This window comes from Flavobacterium sufflavum, from assembly GCF_004016525.1.
In the GTDB taxonomy this organism is placed as follows: Bacteria; Bacteroidota; Bacteroidia; order Flavobacteriales; family Flavobacteriaceae; genus Flavobacterium; species Flavobacterium sufflavum.
This window is the reverse complement of record NZ_SACJ01000002.1, coordinates 446,259-462,891: the sequence shown is the minus strand read 5'-3', so window position 1 is coordinate 462,891 and position 16,633 is coordinate 446,259. Positions and strand designations below refer to the sequence as shown.

Below are 16,633 nucleotides of genomic sequence, written 5' to 3'. Positions count from 1 at the left end.
TTATGATTTTTTTATAGATTCCTGCGACTATTTGTCTCCCAAAAATAGATTCACAATAGACTGTGATACCGACAGTATAATACTAAATATCAAAGCCGTGAAAAAAGTATCCACATCAAAACCACCCACAATATTATCACATAGTATAATAATCAAACCATTGATGACCAATAAAAATAATCCCAGCGTAAAAAAAGTAATAGGCAAAGTGAACAAAACCAAAATAGGCTTAATGAAAACATTAAGCAATCCTAAAACAATAGCAACAAAAAGTGCCGTAGTAAAACTTGCCACATGAACCCCGGTCATAAAATGAGAGATTATCAATACCAAGATTGAAGTAGTCAGAACTCTAATAATTAATTTCATTTACTTTATATTTATTCTTCAAAAATACTACTATTTTAAATTATAGCAATTTCTTTAAAAAAAGAAATTGCTATAATCCGCATTCAGTCTTATTTCGTAACACCTTCGGTAGTCATTACAACCCTTTTTATAGTACCATCGTTATTGTACTCTAATTTATCAATACAAACCGATCTGCTGTAACTGGAACCATTTGTCTGGATTGCTCCGTTGTGATAAATAAAATACGGCTTTCCTTTAAAATCTAAAATCGCTTGATGATTAGTATTACTGTTTCCTGCTATTTCATTCAAAATCCCCTTGTATTCATAAGGGCCTTCAATATTATCAGCCATTGCGTAGGCAATCTTTTCCGGAAAACCACTGGCATAACTTAGATAATATTTACCGTTCTTTTTATGAACCCAAGGAGCTTCAGTGAATTGCAATCCTTTGAAATCGATTTTCTTAATTACTCCATCAATTTCAATCATGTTTTCTTTTAGTTTAGCATAATAGCACACGCCATTACCCCAAAACAACCAGGCCTGCCCATCATCATCTATAAAAACAGCCGGATCAATACAAGTCCAGGAATGCGTAGATGCAAAACAATCGGCATTAGTTAACAACGGTTTTCCAATAGCATCTTTATAAGGCCCTTGTGGCTTATCGGCAACCGCCACCCCAATTCCGGAACCATTTGTACTGATATACCAATAGTACTTCCCATTTCTTTTGATGGTTTGACCTGCATAAGCATCATTGGTTTTATCCCATTTAAAATCTTCAATTTTTAAAGGCACCTGATATTCCGTCCAATTTTTCAAATCGGTAGTTGAAAAAACCAGCCAATCTTTCAATTTATATCCTTTCTGGCCTCCTTCAAAATCGTGCCCTGTAAACAACCACAAGGTATCTTTTTCTACAAAAGCAGCCGGATCAGCCGTAAACTTATGTTTGATTATTGGATTTCCTTCTGCCTTAAATTGGAATGTTCCATCTTTAGCAGTCAATAAACTTTGAGGAATGCCGCCCCATTTTTCCTGTAATCTTATTGCTTCTTCTGTTGTAATACCAATTACGCTTCCGTGTCGTGGAAAGAAATCTTTGGTAAACGATTCGGTTTTATCTGTAAAATGATACAGGTCTTTAGAACGTTGAAATTCATATCGACCACTGGAATACAAATCATACATCAAAATATATTCGTCGCTATTATTCAACTTAAAAACTGACGAACCTTCCACACCCGTTTTTTTATCGGCATAATAATCTAAATATTCGAAACTTTCTTTCCAAGGCCCCTGAAGCTTCTTACTTTTAGCCTGTTTGATACCGTTTTTGATTTCCTTCCCGTTTTCGTCTTTTGTATTTCCTTTATAAAAGAAATGATAAACACCGTCTTTATAAATAATATCCCCATCAATTGCGCCGTCTTTTGGACTAAACATCAACTTAGGTTCTTGTTCAAAACCTGAAAAATCTTTATTGGCATAAGCGCAATAGAAATCAAGCTTCTCATTATATTTAAAACGAACCGTGAAATAAACCAGATACTTCTTGGCTTTAGTATCGTAAAAAGTCTGTGGTGCCCACACCCATTTGATATCTTTAAATTTTGTAGGGTATAATTTTTCCAAATCAATTACCGATGATTTCCAATCCAAAAGATTATTAGAATGCATCAAGACAATTCCCGGATTGTAATCCCATCCATTTTTCTTGGTGTTCATATCGGTAGCGGTCATATAAAAACTGTTCCCATCGGCACTTCTAAGAATATGCGGATCTCGAATTCCTCCTGTATTGGAAATATCCTTTGACGCCACAACTGGCTCATTATTATTTAATGCCTTCCAATTAACTGCATCATCGCTCACCGCAAAACGCAGTTGCTCTTGTTTTTCGCCAGGTCCTTTGCCTTCAAAATAAGCAAATAAATAGCCTTTAAAATCCTTTTGCTGAGCTGATAAACTGGACACACACAACAAACTGAAAAATGCTATTTTAACTATTGATTTCATAATTTGCTATTTTTTATCATTAAATGAAAAATTCGTATTCCAATGTTTAGCTAAAAGCTCCGCTTCTTTTTTAGTCAAATGAATAACTGAACCATGCTTCTGAACCGAAAAATTAGTACGTTTCATCACTCCCTCATCAAAATGACCAAGATTAGTAAATGTCTTAAAATCGCTGGTCTCAGCAAATCCGAAGTTGTGTGGATTTACACTAAAAATATCGTACATCAAAACCCATTTATTATCGCTTAAACGCTTAAAAACATTGGGAGCTTCGCATGATTTTTTTTCAAAATCAATTTGTTCCGGCTGATAAACATAACCTGAATTTATTTTATCCGAAAATGCCATTTTAATCCCACCCGGATTTTCCTGCGCAACATACATCATACAAAATCTTCCATCAGGAAGTTTAGTAATATCGGCATCTAAAATTTGTTTTGTACTATCAGGATACTCAAAAAGAATTTCCGGCGTGGTTTCCAATGCTGTAAACTCCTTATTCATATAAGCATAATACAACTTCGTCTTTCCTTTACTCTTACGCATAGTGAAATAAATCATGATTCTATCTTTTACGTCGTCATAAATCAATTCGGGAGCCCAAACGCAACCAACATTCCATTCCGGATACATCTTGTCAATATCTAAAATAGAATGTGACCAATGAATCAAATCTTTTGATTTCATCAATACCAAATCCCTATTATTTCCCCAGTCGTATTTATCCCCAGGACGTTCCCATTCGGTTTCACGATAACCTTTTTGTTTACCATAAATATGCAAATCGGTCATTGCCAAATAAAAATAACCATCGTTACCGCGCATGATATAAGGATCACGAATTCCTTTTTGTTCAGCAATAGTATCTCCGGCAATAATAGGCTTAGCATTATTTACATCGGTAAAAGTATAGCCGTCTTTACTTAATGCAAAATACAATCCATGTGTATCGTCTTTAAAATAAGTCATTAAATAAGCGCCCATTTTATCTTTTGAAGATTTTTTATCCCCATTTTTCAAAGTAGTACAACTCTGTAAAATAGCAATTGCCAGTAAAGCCAGACTGAGATTTTTTAAAGTTTGGTTTCTCTTAAAAAAGCCAATAATTGCATTCATATAATTTTAATTTTTAGTTGGTTTCTAATTTCATTTAAAAAAACAATAGCGGTTTTTTCAAACAGCACAAACATAAGTGTTTTTTTTACATTTATCAAAATTATAATTTACAAAAACGGTAATTCAATTTTGGGGAATAAAAAAACAGCAACCCGAAAGTTGCTGTTTTGTATAAAATTATTTTATAAATCCTAAGTTTATAACAAACCAATTAATTTAAAAACGAAAGAGCCATTTGGTAAAACAAGGCTGGATTTTCGGCATGAAGCCAGTGTCCGGCATTTGGAATGGTTTCCAGTTTCATCAATGGAAAATGAACGACTATATCCTCAACATCAGAATCTAAAATATAATTCGAACTTCCGCCACGGATAAAAAGTGTTGGTTTTTCAAAAACCAATTCTGATGGCAAAGGCACTCCTATTTCTTCAACTTCTTTAGTTAAAACATCCAGATTAAATCTGAAAGCCAATTGTCCCGGTTCCTGCCAATAGAGGTTTTTCAACAAAAATTGCTTGGTACCAAAATCGGTAATGTATTGTCCTAAGGTTGCTTCAACGTCGGCGCGACTTGGTTTAACCGAAAAATCTACTGCGTTTAATCCTGCCAAAATAGTTTGATGATGTGGTGCATAATATTTAGGACCAATATCGGCAACAATTAATTTTTCGACCATCTCCGGATATCGGGTTGCAAAAAGCATTGCTATTTTCCCTCCCATCGAATGTCCTAAAATATTAATGGATTGCAAAACATGAGCCTGACAATAGTCAAAAACATCCTGAACCATTAACTCATAACTAAACTCTTCCGATTGAAAACTTCTCCCGTGATTGCGCATATCGAGCATATGAACCTGAAAACCTTCGCCGGCAAATTGCTGCCCTAAGGTTTTCCAATTGTCGGACATTCCAAGAAATCCGTGTATGATTAAAAAAGGTTTTCCTTCTCCTTCTTTTTTTGAATACAACATTTAATTCTAGATTTTAGATTGCAGATTTAGATTGCAGAAAAAATTCTATTAAATCTTCAATCAATTGAAATTATTTTAATTTTCGCAGATACATATTAACTACGTTTTCCAAACCTAAGTACAAAGCCTCAGCAATTAAAGCGTGACCAATAGAAACCTCTAATAATCCAGGGATATTTTGTTTAAAAAACTGAATATTATCTAAACTCAAATCGTGTCCGGCATTAATTCCTAAACCCAATTCGTTTGCCAAAACAGCCGATTCCACATAAGGAGTAATTCCTTTTTCATTTCCCAGGCTGTATTGATGAGCAAAAGCTTCGGTATACAATTCGATTCTGTCAGTTCCTGTTTTTTTAGCACCTTCAATCATTTCTAATGTTGGATCCACGAAAATCGAAGTTCTAATTCCGTTGCGTTGAAATTCCTGAATCATCTCAGTTAAATAAGCCTGGTTTTTTACCGTATCCCAACCTGCCGAAGAAGTAATGGCTCCAATAGCGTCAGGAACTAAAGTAACCTGGTCAGGTTTACACTCCAAAACTAAATCGATAAAATTGTGTTGCGGATTGCCTTCGATATTGTACTCAGTATAAACAATCGATTTCAAATCGCGGGCATCCTGATAACGGATGTGACGCTCATCGGGACGCGGATGAATGGTGATCCCCTGTCCTCCAAATTTTTGAATATCGGTGGCTACTTTTAATAAATCGGGAACATTTCCTCCACGGGCATTACGTAAAGTAGCTATTTTATTGATGTTTACACTTAACTTTGTCATTGGAACGCTTTTTGATTACGAAAAACTATAATTTGGTTACAAAAATACAAAGTAAAAGCTAGGCGTTTTTGCCTTTTTTTGATTATTTTGCATAAAAATTGAGGACTCAGACAAAATGGAAATTACAAACTACATCACTAATGATTTCAAACCTATTGACAGCCAAGAAACTATTGGTACTGTAAGGGATTTTTTGGTCGATTTCAATTTTTCTCATTTCCCGGTTGTCGAAGAGGGCATCTATATTGGCAGCATTTCGACAGAAGACGTTGAAACTTTTGAAGAACATAAAAAAGTAGCTGATTACAAATACAGCCTTGAAACTTTTTTTATCAGAACCAACGCACTTTGGCTAGAAGTTTTAGAAGTTTTTGCCAAAAACCATTCTAATTTGATTCCGGTTTTAGACGAAAACAATAAATATGTGGGCTATTATGAAATAGAAGACATTATCAATTTCTTCCATCAAACGCCTTTCATAAAAGAACAGGGAGCCATCGTAAAAATAAGAAAAGGCATTTTGGATTATTCAATGAGCCAAATTACACAGATTGTGGAAAGCAACAATGGTAAACTCTTGGGATTATTTATTTCAGAATCCGATATCGACAGTGTTGAAGTAACCATAAAAATTAGCTCGGGAGCTATCAATGAAATTATTCAAACTTTCAGAAGATACAATTACGAAATTATCTCCGAACACCACGAAGACTCATACATTACTAATTTAAAAGAACGTTCAGACTATTTAGACAAATATCTTAACATGTAATACCAATGAAAATAGCCATTTACGGTCAATATTATCAAAATAGTACAGAACCAATTATAAAAGACATCTTTGTATTTTTTAATAAAAGAAATATAGAAATAGTTATCGAATCCAAGTTCTTAGCTTTAATTCAAGAAAAAAAAATAATCGAAAAGGAATACAAAACCTTTTGTTCTCACACCGAATTAGACTCCAGCTTCGACATGCTTTTAAGCATTGGAGGAGACGGTACCATTTTAAGAGCCGCAGCCTTAGTTCGGGATTCCGGAATCCCAATCCTGGGAATTAATGCAGGCAGACTAGGTTTTCTTGCCACAGTTCCTAAAGAAAATATTGACAAGTTTTTACAAATTGTAATCGATAAAAAATACACCCTTTCTAAAAGAACGCTGTTAAGCCTAACTTCTACACCGGAAAACGAAGCTTTGAATGACATTAACTTTGCCATGAATGAAGTTTCTGTTAGCCGAAAAGATACCACTTCGATGATTACCATCGAAACCTATTTGAACGGTGAAATCCTAAATTCCTATTGGGCTGACGGACTTATTATCTCGACACCTACGGGTTCAACAGGATATTCCTTAAGTTGTGGCGGACCTATTTTAACTCCAGATGTAAAAAGTTTGGTAATCACCCCTATTGCCCCTCACAATCTTAATGCAAGACCACTGGTAATCCCTGATGAAACTGAGATTATGCTAAAAGTTTCCGGAAGGGAAGAAAACTATTTAGTTTCACTGGATTCCCGAATTACATCTGTAGGGAACGAATCTATTTTGACTGTTAAGAAAACTCCTTTTCAAATTAATATGGTCGAAATACCTAACGAAACCTTCCTAAAAACACTCAGAAGCAAATTGCTTTGGGGAGAAGACAAAAGAAATTAATTTTTTTATCTCCTAAATTATACAATACAGTCAAAATTTACCGTTTTAGTATAACAAAAACGGGTTCCCGTTAAGATAAATAGATTTTTTTTCAAAAAAAAGTACATTTATTTTAATGGGCATTGATTCGTATTGATAATTATTATATTTGCAGGCTATTTTCTATGAAAATGAAAAAAAAATTAAGCGTAATAATAGGTTTATTTCTGAGCGTGAGTCTACAGGCACAAATACACGAAATTGGAGTTTTTATCGGCGGAAGTAACTACATTGGCGATGTAGGCTCAACCACCTATATTGCTCCTAATGAGCCTGCTTTTGGCATTTTATACAAATGGAACAGAAGCCCCAGACATTCCTGGCGAATATCCTATTCACAGTCTACTATTAGTGCCGATGACCGCGATTCGGAGGAAGCCGGCAGAAGTCTGAGAGGCTATCATTTTGAAAATAGCATAAAAGAACTATCTTTAGCCCTTGAATTCAACTTTTTCGATTTCAATCTTCATACTTTAGACCACAAAACCACGCCTTATGTGACCTCTGGAATCAGTTTTTTAAAGTATGACAATTTGTATGTCGAATTAGGAGAAACAAAGAAGAACGGAGGAAAAAGCTCGGTTGCGATTCCCATGATTGTAGGAGTAAAATCAAAAATATCAAGGAGTCTTATTCTGGGAGTTGAAGCTGGAGCCCGCTATACATTTACTGACAATCTTGATGGCAGCAACCCTAAAGAAAGTAGTTTGAGTGCATTGCGGTTTGGAAATTTAAATAATAATGATTGGTATGTTTTCTCAGGATTTACATTAACGTATACCTTTGGAGAAAAGCCCTGTTACTGTCCACTATAAAAAATGAGCGTACTAGATACTTTAAATAAAAATAATTTACCAAAACACCTTGCCATTATTATGGACGGCAATGGTCGTTGGGCAAAACAACAAGGCTTATTAAGAACAATAGGTCATGAAAACGGTACAAAATCAGTAAAAATTACAATCGAAAACTGTGTTAAATTAGGAATCGAAAACCTGACATTATATGCTTTTTCTACTGAAAACTGGAACAGACCAAAACTGGAAGTAGAAACCTTAATGAAAATATTAACAAAGTCACTACAAAAAGAACTCCCTACTTTTCAGGAAAACAATATCAAACTCAATGCTATAGGAAACTTAGACATGATGCCAAAATCGGCTCGAAAAAAGCTTCTTGAGGTAATAGAGACAACAAAAAACAACACTCGAATGACCTTAACACTAGCCCTCAGTTATGGTTCAAGAGAAGAAATAGTAAATGCAGTAAAGAAGATTTCTGATAAAGTTAAAAATAATATAATTTCAATAGACTCTATTGACGATTCAATTATAAATGAGCATCTTTACACGCAAAATCTACCCGATGTAGATTTATTAATCAGAACAAGCGGAGAACACAGGATAAGTAATTTCCTACTATGGCAAATTGCTTATGCTGAATTATTTTTTTCTGAGGTTATGTGGCCTGACTTCAGAGAAGAGCACCTCTATGAGGCACTCATGAGTTATCAAAAAAGAGAACGTAGATTTGGAAAAACAAGTGAACAAATTAAATAATTTTTTAGTGTTGAATAAAAGTATCAAAGCATTACTTACCCTAATATTTTTGGGAAGTTTTTCACAAATTAAGGCACAAGACAGAGTACCATTCGATCAGGGTAAAAAATACATTTTAGCTAAGGTTGAATTAACAAATAAAATTAGTTTCAATGACCAAACTGTAGTAACCTTTGCCGGACTACAAAAAGGTCAGGAAATCACCGTACCCGGTGAAGAAATTAGTGCAGCTATCAAAAAACTAGGAAAGCTAGGTCTTTTTGATGAGATTGCTTTTTATGTCAACCATGTATCTAATGATAGTATTTATCTTGATTTAGACATCAAAGAACTTCCTAAACTTAACGAGGTTAAATTTGTAGGAGTTAAGAAAAGTAAAACCGAAGCATTAATAAAAGACAACAGCCTAACTAAAGGCAAAGTAGTCAACGAAAACTTAATAACTACGACAAAAAACTACATAGAAAACAAATACAAAAAAGACGGTTACTTCAATACCAAAGTAAACATCAACACTGTAAAAGACACTGCTGCTATCAATCAGGTAAACATGGTGGTAAGCGTAGACAAAGGAGACAAAATAAAAATCAGTCACATTGACTTTACAGGCAACACCAAACTTTCTGACAAAACTTTACGTAAAGCGATGAAGGATACCAAACAAAGAAATCCTATTCGCATATTAAAAGCATCAAAATTTGTTAAAGACAAATACAAAACCGATTTAGAAAAAGTAATTGAATCTTATAAAGAAAAAGGATACAGAGATGCCCGTATTGTTTCGGACACAGTAGCCTATAATAAAGAAAAAAATACCTTAGCCATTAAGGTCAATGTTGAAGAAGGAAACAAATACTATTTTGGTAATGTCAAATTCTTAGGAAACTCTGTTTATACTGATCAGTATTTAAACCGATATTTAGGAATTAAAAAAGGAGAAACTTACAACGGGGTTTTACTTGAAAAAAGAATTGCTGACAAATCAAAACCTGATGGAGAAGATATTACCAATTTATACCAAAACAACGGTTATTTATTCTCTAGTATCAACGCTGTAGAGGTAAAAACAGCCAATGACACTATTGATTTCGAAATTAGAGTAACCGAAGGTCCTTTGGCTTATTTTAACCATATTACTGTAGTAGGAAACGACAAAACAAATGACCGCGTAATCTACAGAGAACTAAGAACAAAACCAGGAGAAAAATACAGCAAAGAAGAACTGGTAAGAACTGTTCGTGAAATTGGTCAATTAGGTTATTTTGACCCGGAAGCTATAGATCCTAAATTTAAAAACGTAGATGGAGCAGCCGGAACAGTAGATATCGAATACAACCTTGTAGAAAAAGGTTCCAGCCAGATTGAACTTCAGGGAGGTTACGGTGGAGGTGGTTTCATCGGTACATTAGGACTTTCGTTCAACAACTTCTCGGCAAGAAATATCATGAACAAATCGGCTTATAAACCATTACCGATGGGAGACGGTCAAAAAGTATCTTTACGTTTACAAGGAAGTACTTATTTCCAGACTTATAGCGTATCGTTTTCTGAGCCATGGTTTGGACAAAAAAAACCGGTACAATTTAGTTCTTCTATTTCGTACAGTAAGCAATTCTTAAACAACTATGTTACTTACAAAGTAGATAAAACTAAAAGTTTTAACATCCTGACTTTATCGGTAGGTCTTGCTAAAAGATTGACTGTTCCTGATGATTTCTTTGTATTATCACAATCTATCAGTTACCAACATTATGATTTAAATAATTACAACACTGGATTATTTACCTTTGGAAATGGTTCTTCAAGAAACTTTGCTTATACAGTAGGACTTTCAAGAAGCAATAAAGGGGTGAATCCTATTTTCCCAACTTATGGTTCTGAATTTAGTATTTCTGCAAAAGTTACTCCTCCATATTCTTTATTCAATGGTATTAATTATGGTGATTTAAAAAATCAAGAAGCCTACAAATTGAAATACGATCCTAATTCCGGATTAACAATTGATAACAGTAACGGTATCCCCACTACAAGTGATTATTTAAAAGAAACTTCTACCGGATCTGGAGTTTACACAAGGGCAAATTCAGCAAATGATGCTACAGCCGATGCATCTAAAGTAGATCAAAAGAAATACAATTGGTTAGAATATTATAAAATTAAATTCAAAGCTGATTGGTATACGAAAGTTTATGGTAAATTTGTTTTAAGAACATTAACTGAATTTGGATTTCTTGGCGCATACAACCAAGAGAGAGGTTTAGTTCCATTTGAACGTTTTTATGTGGGTGGAGACGGAATGGCTAACTACTCAATGGACGGTAGAGAAACCGTACAGTTGAGAGGTTATCCTAACAACTCTTTGACACCAGTAAACGCAGCAGGACAACAAATTGGAGCTACTGTGTACAATAAATTCTCTATGGAATTGCGTTATCCAATAACATTAAAAGCAGCAGCATCAATTTATGCATTAGCCTTTTTAGAAGCAGGTAATTCTTTTAAAGATTTTAAAAGCTACAATCCGTTTGACATTAAACGTTCGGCGGGTGTTGGTTTAAGAGTATTCATGCCAGCCTTTGGATTGTTAGGAATTGATTTTGGTCATGGATTTGACGCCTTGCCAGGATCAACAAAACCAAATGGTTGGGAGACTCATTTCATTATTGGACAACAATTCTAAAAAAAATTGGTCTCTGATTTTCTAATACTATAAGTTATGAGAAAACATTTTTTATTTCTATTTTTAGCCGCGATTGCTGTAAACAGCCTTCATTCGCAAGCTCGAGGAAACAGAGTCGGCTATATTGACATGGAGTATATTTTACAAAATGTAACTAGTTATAACGAATCTAATTCTCTTTTAGAACAGAAGGCTGAAAATTGGAAACAGGAAATAGAAACAAAAAAATTAGACATTAACAAACTCAAAGAAGCACTTACAGCCGAAAAACCACTGTTGACAAAATCATTAATAGAAGAAAGGGAAAGTGAAATTACTTTTCTGGAAAACGAATTATTAGATTTACAACAAAAGAGATTTGGTCCAAATGGCTTACTGATGAGTCAAAAAGCATTATTAGCAAAACCAATACAAGATCAGGTATTCACAGCAGTTCAGGATATTGCCGAAGCAAAAAAGTACGACTTTATTTTTGACAAATCATCTGATTTAACATTGCTATTTGCTGACAAGAGGTTTGACATTAGTGATCAGGTATTAAGAATTATCAATCGCACCGAAAAAAGAGAACAGCTAAGCAAAAAAGAATTAGCCGCTGAACAGGAAAAAGAAAGCAAAGAAGACGCAATAGACAGCAATCCAAATCTTGCCGAAAGACAAAAGGTTTTAGATGAAAGAAAAGCCGCAAGAGATAAAATTATAGCCGACAGAAAAGCAGCCGTAGAACAAAAGAAAAAAGAATACGAAGAAAGAAGACAAAAAATTCTGGACGAAAGAGCAGCTAAAAAAAATGGCACGGTTTCTGAAACAACTAAGACAGAGGTTCAAAAAGTTGCAACACAAGACTCTCAAACCGAAGCTGAATTAGCCAAACAAAAAGCAGCCGATGCTAAAGCAAAAGCTCTTGAAGACAGAAACAAAACTATTGAAGATCGTAAAAAAGCTTTAGAAGAAAGAAGACAACAAATTCTGAATGACAGAGCAGCTCAAAAAAACAAGTCCGTTTCTGAAACAGCTAAGAAAGCAGAAAACACAAATACCGCTAAAACCGAAGTTCAAAAAGCAGTAACAGCAGATACTCAAACTGAAGCGGAATTAGCCAAACAAAAAGCAGCAGACACAAAAGCAAAATCTGCTGAAGAAAGAAAAAAAATTATTGAAGACCGTAAAAAAGCTTTAGAAGAAAGAAGACTTAAAATTATTCAACAAAGAGACTCTATCAAAAGAGTAAAAGAAGAAAAACTTAAACAATAAATTAATTACTTAATATTTTAAAACCAATGAAACAAATTAAAACTTTATTAATTGCCGCTCTTTTCGTTTTAGGAGCAAATCAAACCATCAATGCACAAGCAAAGGTTGCCCATGTAGATACAGGTGAAATTATGGGGAAAATGCCAGCTATGCTAGATGCTCAAAGCCAATTAGAAAAATTAAGCGGAACATACGATGCAGATTACAAAAAAATGGTAGAAGAATACCAGGCTAAATTAAAAAAATACGAAGCTGAATCTACAACAGTAACTGAAGCTGTAAACACTGAACGTGGTAAAGAAGTTCAGGACATGCAAAAAAGAATTGTTGACTTTAGAGATAACGCTCAAAAAGAATTACAACAAAAAGAATCTGATATTGTAAAACCATTAATGGAAAAAGTAAAAGCTTCTATTCAAAAAGTAGGTAAAGCTAAAGGATTCCAATATGTTTTAGACAGTACTAATCTTTTATTAGCTGATGGTCCAAACATTACTGCTGATGTTAAAAAAGACTTAGGATTCTAATATTCTAAAACAAAAAATAAAAAAACCGCTCTTTTTTCTACACAGAATCGAGCGGTTTTTTTATGCCTTATTTTTAGGAAAATTAATTCATAGCCCTTAAATTTGTTTCAATGGACAACAACCAACCCATAGGCGTTTTTGACTCTGGCATAGGAGGAACTTCAATTTGGAGAGAGATTCACAATCTTTTACCAAATGAAAAAACCATCTATTTAGCCGACAGCAAAAATGCTCCTTATGGAGAAAAATCCAAAGAAGAAATCATTCGATTAAGCATGAAGAATACTGATCTTCTACTTGATATGAATTGCAAACTCATTGTTGTGGCCTGCAACACGGCAACTACCAACGCTATAAGAGAATTAAGGGATAAATATGACGTTCCGTTTATAGGCATTGAACCTGCCATAAAACCAGCCGCAATTAACTCCAAAACACAAATTATAGGCATACTGGCTACCAAAGGAACATTAAACAGTGAGTTATTTCATAAAACTACCGAAATGTTCCAGCACATAAAAATCATTGAGCAAATAGGCTACAGATTAGTCGAATTGATAGAAAATGGACAAATTGAATCGGCGGAAATGACTCAATTGCTTCACTCCTATCTAAAACCTATGATTGAAGCCAATATTGATTTCCTTGTACTGGGCTGCAGTCATTATCCATATCTTATCCCTCAAATAAGAAAAATCATCCCCGATCATATTCAGATAATCGATTCTGGTTTGGCCGTGGCAAGACAAACGCAAAACCTATTAAAAGAAATCGGCTTTAACAATGATAACAACAGCAAGCCCATTTTTTACACCAATACTAACCCTAAGGTTTTACAAACCATTTTAGGCAATAATTGTGTTGTACAAGAAAAAGATTTTTAATTACTCAAATTTTCTTTTGACAAACCAAATCCCGTCTAAAGACAGATTAATAGAAATTTTATGATAATTTTCTTTTATTAATCCATTGCTAATTCTTCCTTTTTGTCCGTAAGAATACGAAATATTAAGGGCTGAAAAAGTATTCTCGATAGGCAAAGAAATCCCAAAAGAAACCGCCTTATTCTCAATTCTTTTATTGTCTACTTCAAGAAAACCGGTATCATAATTAATTCCGGTTGAAAATTGGATTCGATCAAAATAGCTTCTTGGATTTTTTCCCTTTCGATACGAAAACCCTAATTTAAATTTTTCCTGGTTTAAATAATTCCCATACATATCAGCCTGATCTGTCGTTTTCCAAAAAGCCTTTTCATAATCCATGCTCACATTAAGCTTATTCTTAAACTGCTTATTGATACCAACAGCAAATTCAAATGGCAAATAATAATCATCTACATCCGAACTCGCTTGAGATTCAACAGTATTAGAAGCATTCAAATTAGCGTTATAAGTGATTACCGATTGGACTTTGGTTGCATTTACTTTGGATGGCGATTTTAAATTGACACCAATAGTAAAAGTAGAATCTACTTTGAATTGGCCACCTAAATTAAGTCGGACTCCATTATAACTCGATTCTTTATCAATAGTGGTTACTGAATTTGCAATAACATATTCCCTATTGTCTTTAGTGCTTCCAAAAAGAACCGAACCGAACAATCCTAATGCTCCTTTTTTTCCTATTCGATAGCCATACGAAATATCTAAATTATTTAAACCTCCGGTTCCTGTAGCACTTAAAGTATATTCTTCATTACTATCCTGAATAGGTAATTTGTAATCTGATATTTTAAATCCAGCACTGGAATAAGGCTTTAATGCAACACTAACAGCCGATTTAGTACTTAACGGGAAAGCAAAAGCAATATGAGAAAACTGTACGTTATTGCGACTCTCCTTCTTCGACAAATCTTGATATGAGGTCTGGATAGCCTTTCCTCCTACATCAAACAAAAAGTGATTTTGATACATAAATCCTAAAGAAGCAGGGTTCAAATTATTTATAAATCGATTAGATGGCAGGGCAACTCCCGAAGAACCAATAGCCGAAATAGACCCAAAATCAGAATCATACAAACTTCCTAAACCAAATATAGAATAAGGAGAACTGGACAAACTTTGTGAAAAAGAGCTAAAAGAACCCAAAATCAAAAAGAATAATAATGCGATTGTATTTTTCATCTAATAAGAGATATAGTAAATTTTCAATTGAACTTTGTTGCCCACATTTTTCTGGTTACCCAAAACCAAACGATCAACAGCCTTGGAAATATTGGGAATCGTCAAAATTAACGCCGATTTAGAATCCGATGTTTTAACCATCTCGTTTTGCATAAACGTTCCTAATGGAATACTGTAACCTATATTTTCATCAAACTCGTCATTAACCTTATTCAGCTTGGCATAAATAGAAGACCCCGTAGCCGATTTAAGAGTACCACTCAGCCTGTTTAATTTATCGGCAACATACACATTCAAGGAATCTGCCAGAGGATAACTTTTAGAATAGGTATTATTTACAGGTCTGATAACTAACTGGGCATCCACAATGGCGCCTTTTTCAGTAATGTATTTGAGTTGCTTGATATTGGGAAAATCAATCCTACAGGCTAATCCCGTTCCGGATTGGATAAAAGATTTATTCTCGGTGGACTCACTCGACAAACGCTCGGTTGTTCCCGGTAAATCTTTCAATACCGTTCCGGTTCGATCTAAAGAAATCCTATTAAATTGCTTGCTAGCGTCAGTAATTGTAAACTCTTTTAAAATTGATGTTTTAGAATCGGTTACTTTTTTCGAATAATACAATTGTAATGTTGCTGATGTGCTAAAGCCTATAACACTGGATGAATTTACCGAAGTAGACCGAATGACCAAACCTTTAAAATATTCTATAAACTCATCCTCGGTAGTTATCTCTCTCTTTTTTAATTTCTGAAAAAGGGCTTCTCCAAAAGTATTATCTATTTTTACAAAAACAGTGTCCTGAGTTAAAGGCTTAGGTGCAAATGAAGCTGTTCCTAAAGTTACCGGATCATAGGTGAATTTCGAATTGTTATACAAATTAGCATCATCTTCAGAATCTGATTTTACTTTTTGTGACAAACGATGAATGCTTATTGATTGCACTTTTGTAGTATCGCCATAATAATATCTATCCGGTACTAAAACCATTCTGATAGAATCAAAAACATAATTAGCTCCCTCAGTATCTGAACTCGTTGTTTGTAAATTATAACCGGAAGACGAAAGCTGAAAATAACTTTCTGAATTTACTTTCCCAAAAATAGGATCGTCATAATTCCCTAAAAGAATTCGGCTTTGCCCAGAAGTCACTAAGGAATCAAAGTTTATAGTTGAAACTTCAACAGTGGCAGTATCGATTAGTATTACTTTATTAGTCACCGATAAATTATCAGAACCCACTACAAATTCTCCTGCATCTACATCAGAGTTACACGAAGTAAGTATAACTCCAAAAAACAACACTATAAATAATCTATACATAAAAAATTTTTGAACAAATATAGCAGAGCACTATCTACAAAGCCTAACAACATATACAACCAAGGATTTTACATCTATAAAAGCCCCTTTTTAAGCTACAAAATCAATCCGTGTTGTTATAATTGATTCACCCTAAGAAAACCCCGATTTGTCTATTAAAAACAGCCATCTATATATCTTCTTTTTTTAAAATAGATATTGAGTCTACTTTT

15 protein-coding genes are annotated in these 16,633 nt (G+C 34.1%); 8 read left to right on the top strand and 7 right to left on the bottom strand.

All coding sequences use genetic code 11. The features are described 5' to 3' along the window. Positions 1 to 27 precede the first annotated feature (27 nt). The 5 genes from EOD40_RS04995 to EOD40_RS04975 form a co-directional block, all read right to left on the bottom strand. A complete protein-coding gene (locus tag EOD40_RS04995; protein WP_128193795.1) occupies positions 28 to 369 on the bottom strand; it encodes a phage holin family protein in 342 nt (113 codons plus the stop codon). An 89-nt stretch (positions 370 to 458) separates the two neighbouring features. Beyond that, positions 459 to 2,375 carry a family 43 glycosylhydrolase gene (locus EOD40_RS04990; protein WP_128193794.1) on the bottom strand — a complete coding sequence of 639 codons (1,917 nt, stop codon included), beginning with the start codon at positions 2,373 to 2,375 and terminating at the stop codon, positions 459 to 461. A 6-nt stretch (positions 2,376 to 2,381) separates the two neighbouring features. Beyond that, positions 2,382 to 3,491 (bottom strand): glycoside hydrolase family 43 protein, encoded by a 1,110-nt coding sequence (locus EOD40_RS04985; protein ID WP_128193793.1) that lies wholly within the window; start codon positions 3,489 to 3,491, stop codon positions 2,382 to 2,384. Between the two features lie 211 nt (positions 3,492 to 3,702). Continuing rightward, complete coding sequence (locus tag EOD40_RS04980) at positions 3,703 to 4,464, bottom strand: alpha/beta fold hydrolase (protein ID WP_128193792.1); 762 nt, start codon at positions 4,462 to 4,464, stop codon at positions 3,703 to 3,705. 70 nt (positions 4,465 to 4,534) lie between these two features. After that, the gene (locus EOD40_RS04975; protein ID WP_128193791.1) at positions 4,535 to 5,248 is read right to left on the bottom strand and encodes a pyridoxine 5'-phosphate synthase; all 714 of its coding nucleotides are present in this window, start codon (positions 5,246 to 5,248) and stop codon (positions 4,535 to 4,537) included. 115 nt (positions 5,249 to 5,363) lie between these two features. On the opposite strand from EOD40_RS04975, the gene EOD40_RS04970 reads away from it, so the two are divergent. From EOD40_RS04970 to murI, 8 genes are all read left to right on the top strand, one after another. Further along, positions 5,364 to 6,020, top strand: coding sequence for a CBS domain-containing protein (locus EOD40_RS04970; RefSeq protein WP_128193790.1), 657 nt, complete (start codon positions 5,364 to 5,366; stop codon positions 6,018 to 6,020). Positions 6,021 to 6,025: 5 nt separating this feature from the next. Next, on the top strand, positions 6,026 to 6,910 hold the full coding sequence (locus tag EOD40_RS04965; protein ID WP_128193789.1) for an NAD kinase: 885 nt from the start codon (positions 6,026 to 6,028) through the stop codon (positions 6,908 to 6,910). A gap of 170 nt (positions 6,911 to 7,080) precedes the next feature. Then, a complete protein-coding gene (gene porG / locus EOD40_RS04960) occupies positions 7,081 to 7,764 on the top strand; it encodes a type IX secretion system protein PorG (protein ID WP_128193788.1) in 684 nt (227 codons plus the stop codon). 3 nt (positions 7,765 to 7,767) lie between these two features. After that, the gene (locus tag EOD40_RS04955) at positions 7,768 to 8,508 is read left to right on the top strand and encodes an isoprenyl transferase (RefSeq protein ID WP_128193787.1); all 741 of its coding nucleotides are present in this window, start codon (positions 7,768 to 7,770) and stop codon (positions 8,506 to 8,508) included. Positions 8,509 to 8,515: 7 nt separating this feature from the next. After that, the gene (locus tag EOD40_RS04950) at positions 8,516 to 11,188 is read left to right on the top strand and encodes a BamA/OMP85 family outer membrane protein (RefSeq protein ID WP_231129580.1); all 2,673 of its coding nucleotides are present in this window, start codon (positions 8,516 to 8,518) and stop codon (positions 11,186 to 11,188) included. A gap of 36 nt (positions 11,189 to 11,224) precedes the next feature. After that, entirely contained in the window at positions 11,225 to 12,442 is a 1,218-nt protein-coding gene (locus tag EOD40_RS04945) for an OmpH family outer membrane protein (protein ID WP_128193785.1), read from the top strand. Between the two features lie 26 nt (positions 12,443 to 12,468). Then, the gene (locus tag EOD40_RS04940; RefSeq protein WP_128193784.1) at positions 12,469 to 12,969 is read left to right on the top strand and encodes an OmpH family outer membrane protein; all 501 of its coding nucleotides are present in this window, start codon (positions 12,469 to 12,471) and stop codon (positions 12,967 to 12,969) included. Positions 12,970 to 13,079: 110 nt separating this feature from the next. Next, complete coding sequence (gene murI, locus EOD40_RS04935; RefSeq protein WP_128193783.1) at positions 13,080 to 13,853, top strand: glutamate racemase; 774 nt, start codon at positions 13,080 to 13,082, stop codon at positions 13,851 to 13,853. Here the strand turns inward: murI and EOD40_RS04930 are convergent, their stop codons facing one another. Together EOD40_RS04930 and EOD40_RS04925 are read right to left on the bottom strand one after the other, a co-directional pair. Then, positions 13,854 to 15,095, bottom strand: a complete 1,242-nt coding sequence (locus EOD40_RS04930) for an aromatic hydrocarbon degradation protein (RefSeq protein WP_128193782.1) — start codon at positions 15,093 to 15,095, stop codon at positions 13,854 to 13,856. Continuing rightward, a complete protein-coding gene (locus EOD40_RS04925; protein WP_128193781.1) occupies positions 15,096 to 16,421 on the bottom strand; it encodes a DUF4270 family protein in 1,326 nt (441 codons plus the stop codon). Positions 16,422 to 16,633 lie beyond the last annotated feature (212 nt).

Bases quoted from the DNA above. Each gene is read 5' to 3' on its own strand.
- EOD40_RS04945 (WP_128193785.1), top strand. From the start codon at position 11,225: ATGAGAAAACATTTTTTATTTCTATTTTTAGCCGCGATTGCTGTAAAC.
- EOD40_RS04955 (WP_128193787.1), top strand. From the start codon at position 7,768: ATGAGCGTACTAGATACTTTAAATAAAAATAATTTACCAAAACACCTT.
- EOD40_RS04990 (WP_128193794.1), bottom strand. From the start codon at position 2,375: ATGAAATCAATAGTTAAAATAGCATTTTTCAGTTTGTTGTGTGTGTCC.
- EOD40_RS04975 (WP_128193791.1), bottom strand. From the start codon at position 5,248: ATGACAAAGTTAAGTGTAAACATCAATAAAATAGCTACTTTACGTAAT.
- porG (WP_128193788.1), top strand. From the start codon at position 7,081: ATGAAAAAAAAATTAAGCGTAATAATAGGTTTATTTCTGAGCGTGAGT.
- EOD40_RS04930 (WP_128193782.1), bottom strand. From the start codon at position 15,095: ATGAAAAATACAATCGCATTATTATTCTTTTTGATTTTGGGTTCTTTT.
- EOD40_RS04940 (WP_128193784.1), top strand. From the start codon at position 12,469: ATGAAACAAATTAAAACTTTATTAATTGCCGCTCTTTTCGTTTTAGGA.
- EOD40_RS04985 (WP_128193793.1), bottom strand. From the start codon at position 3,491: ATGAATGCAATTATTGGCTTTTTTAAGAGAAACCAAACTTTAAAAAAT.
- EOD40_RS04980 (WP_128193792.1), bottom strand. From the start codon at position 4,464: ATGTTGTATTCAAAAAAAGAAGGAGAAGGAAAACCTTTTTTAATCATA.
- EOD40_RS04995 (WP_128193795.1), bottom strand. From the start codon at position 369: ATGAAATTAATTATTAGAGTTCTGACTACTTCAATCTTGGTATTGATA.
- EOD40_RS04925 (WP_128193781.1), bottom strand. From the start codon at position 16,421: ATGTATAGATTATTTATAGTGTTGTTTTTTGGAGTTATACTTACTTCG.
- EOD40_RS04965 (WP_128193789.1), top strand. From the start codon at position 6,026: ATGAAAATAGCCATTTACGGTCAATATTATCAAAATAGTACAGAACCA.
- EOD40_RS04970 (WP_128193790.1), top strand. From the start codon at position 5,364: ATGGAAATTACAAACTACATCACTAATGATTTCAAACCTATTGACAGC.
- murI (WP_128193783.1), top strand. From the start codon at position 13,080: ATGGACAACAACCAACCCATAGGCGTTTTTGACTCTGGCATAGGAGGA.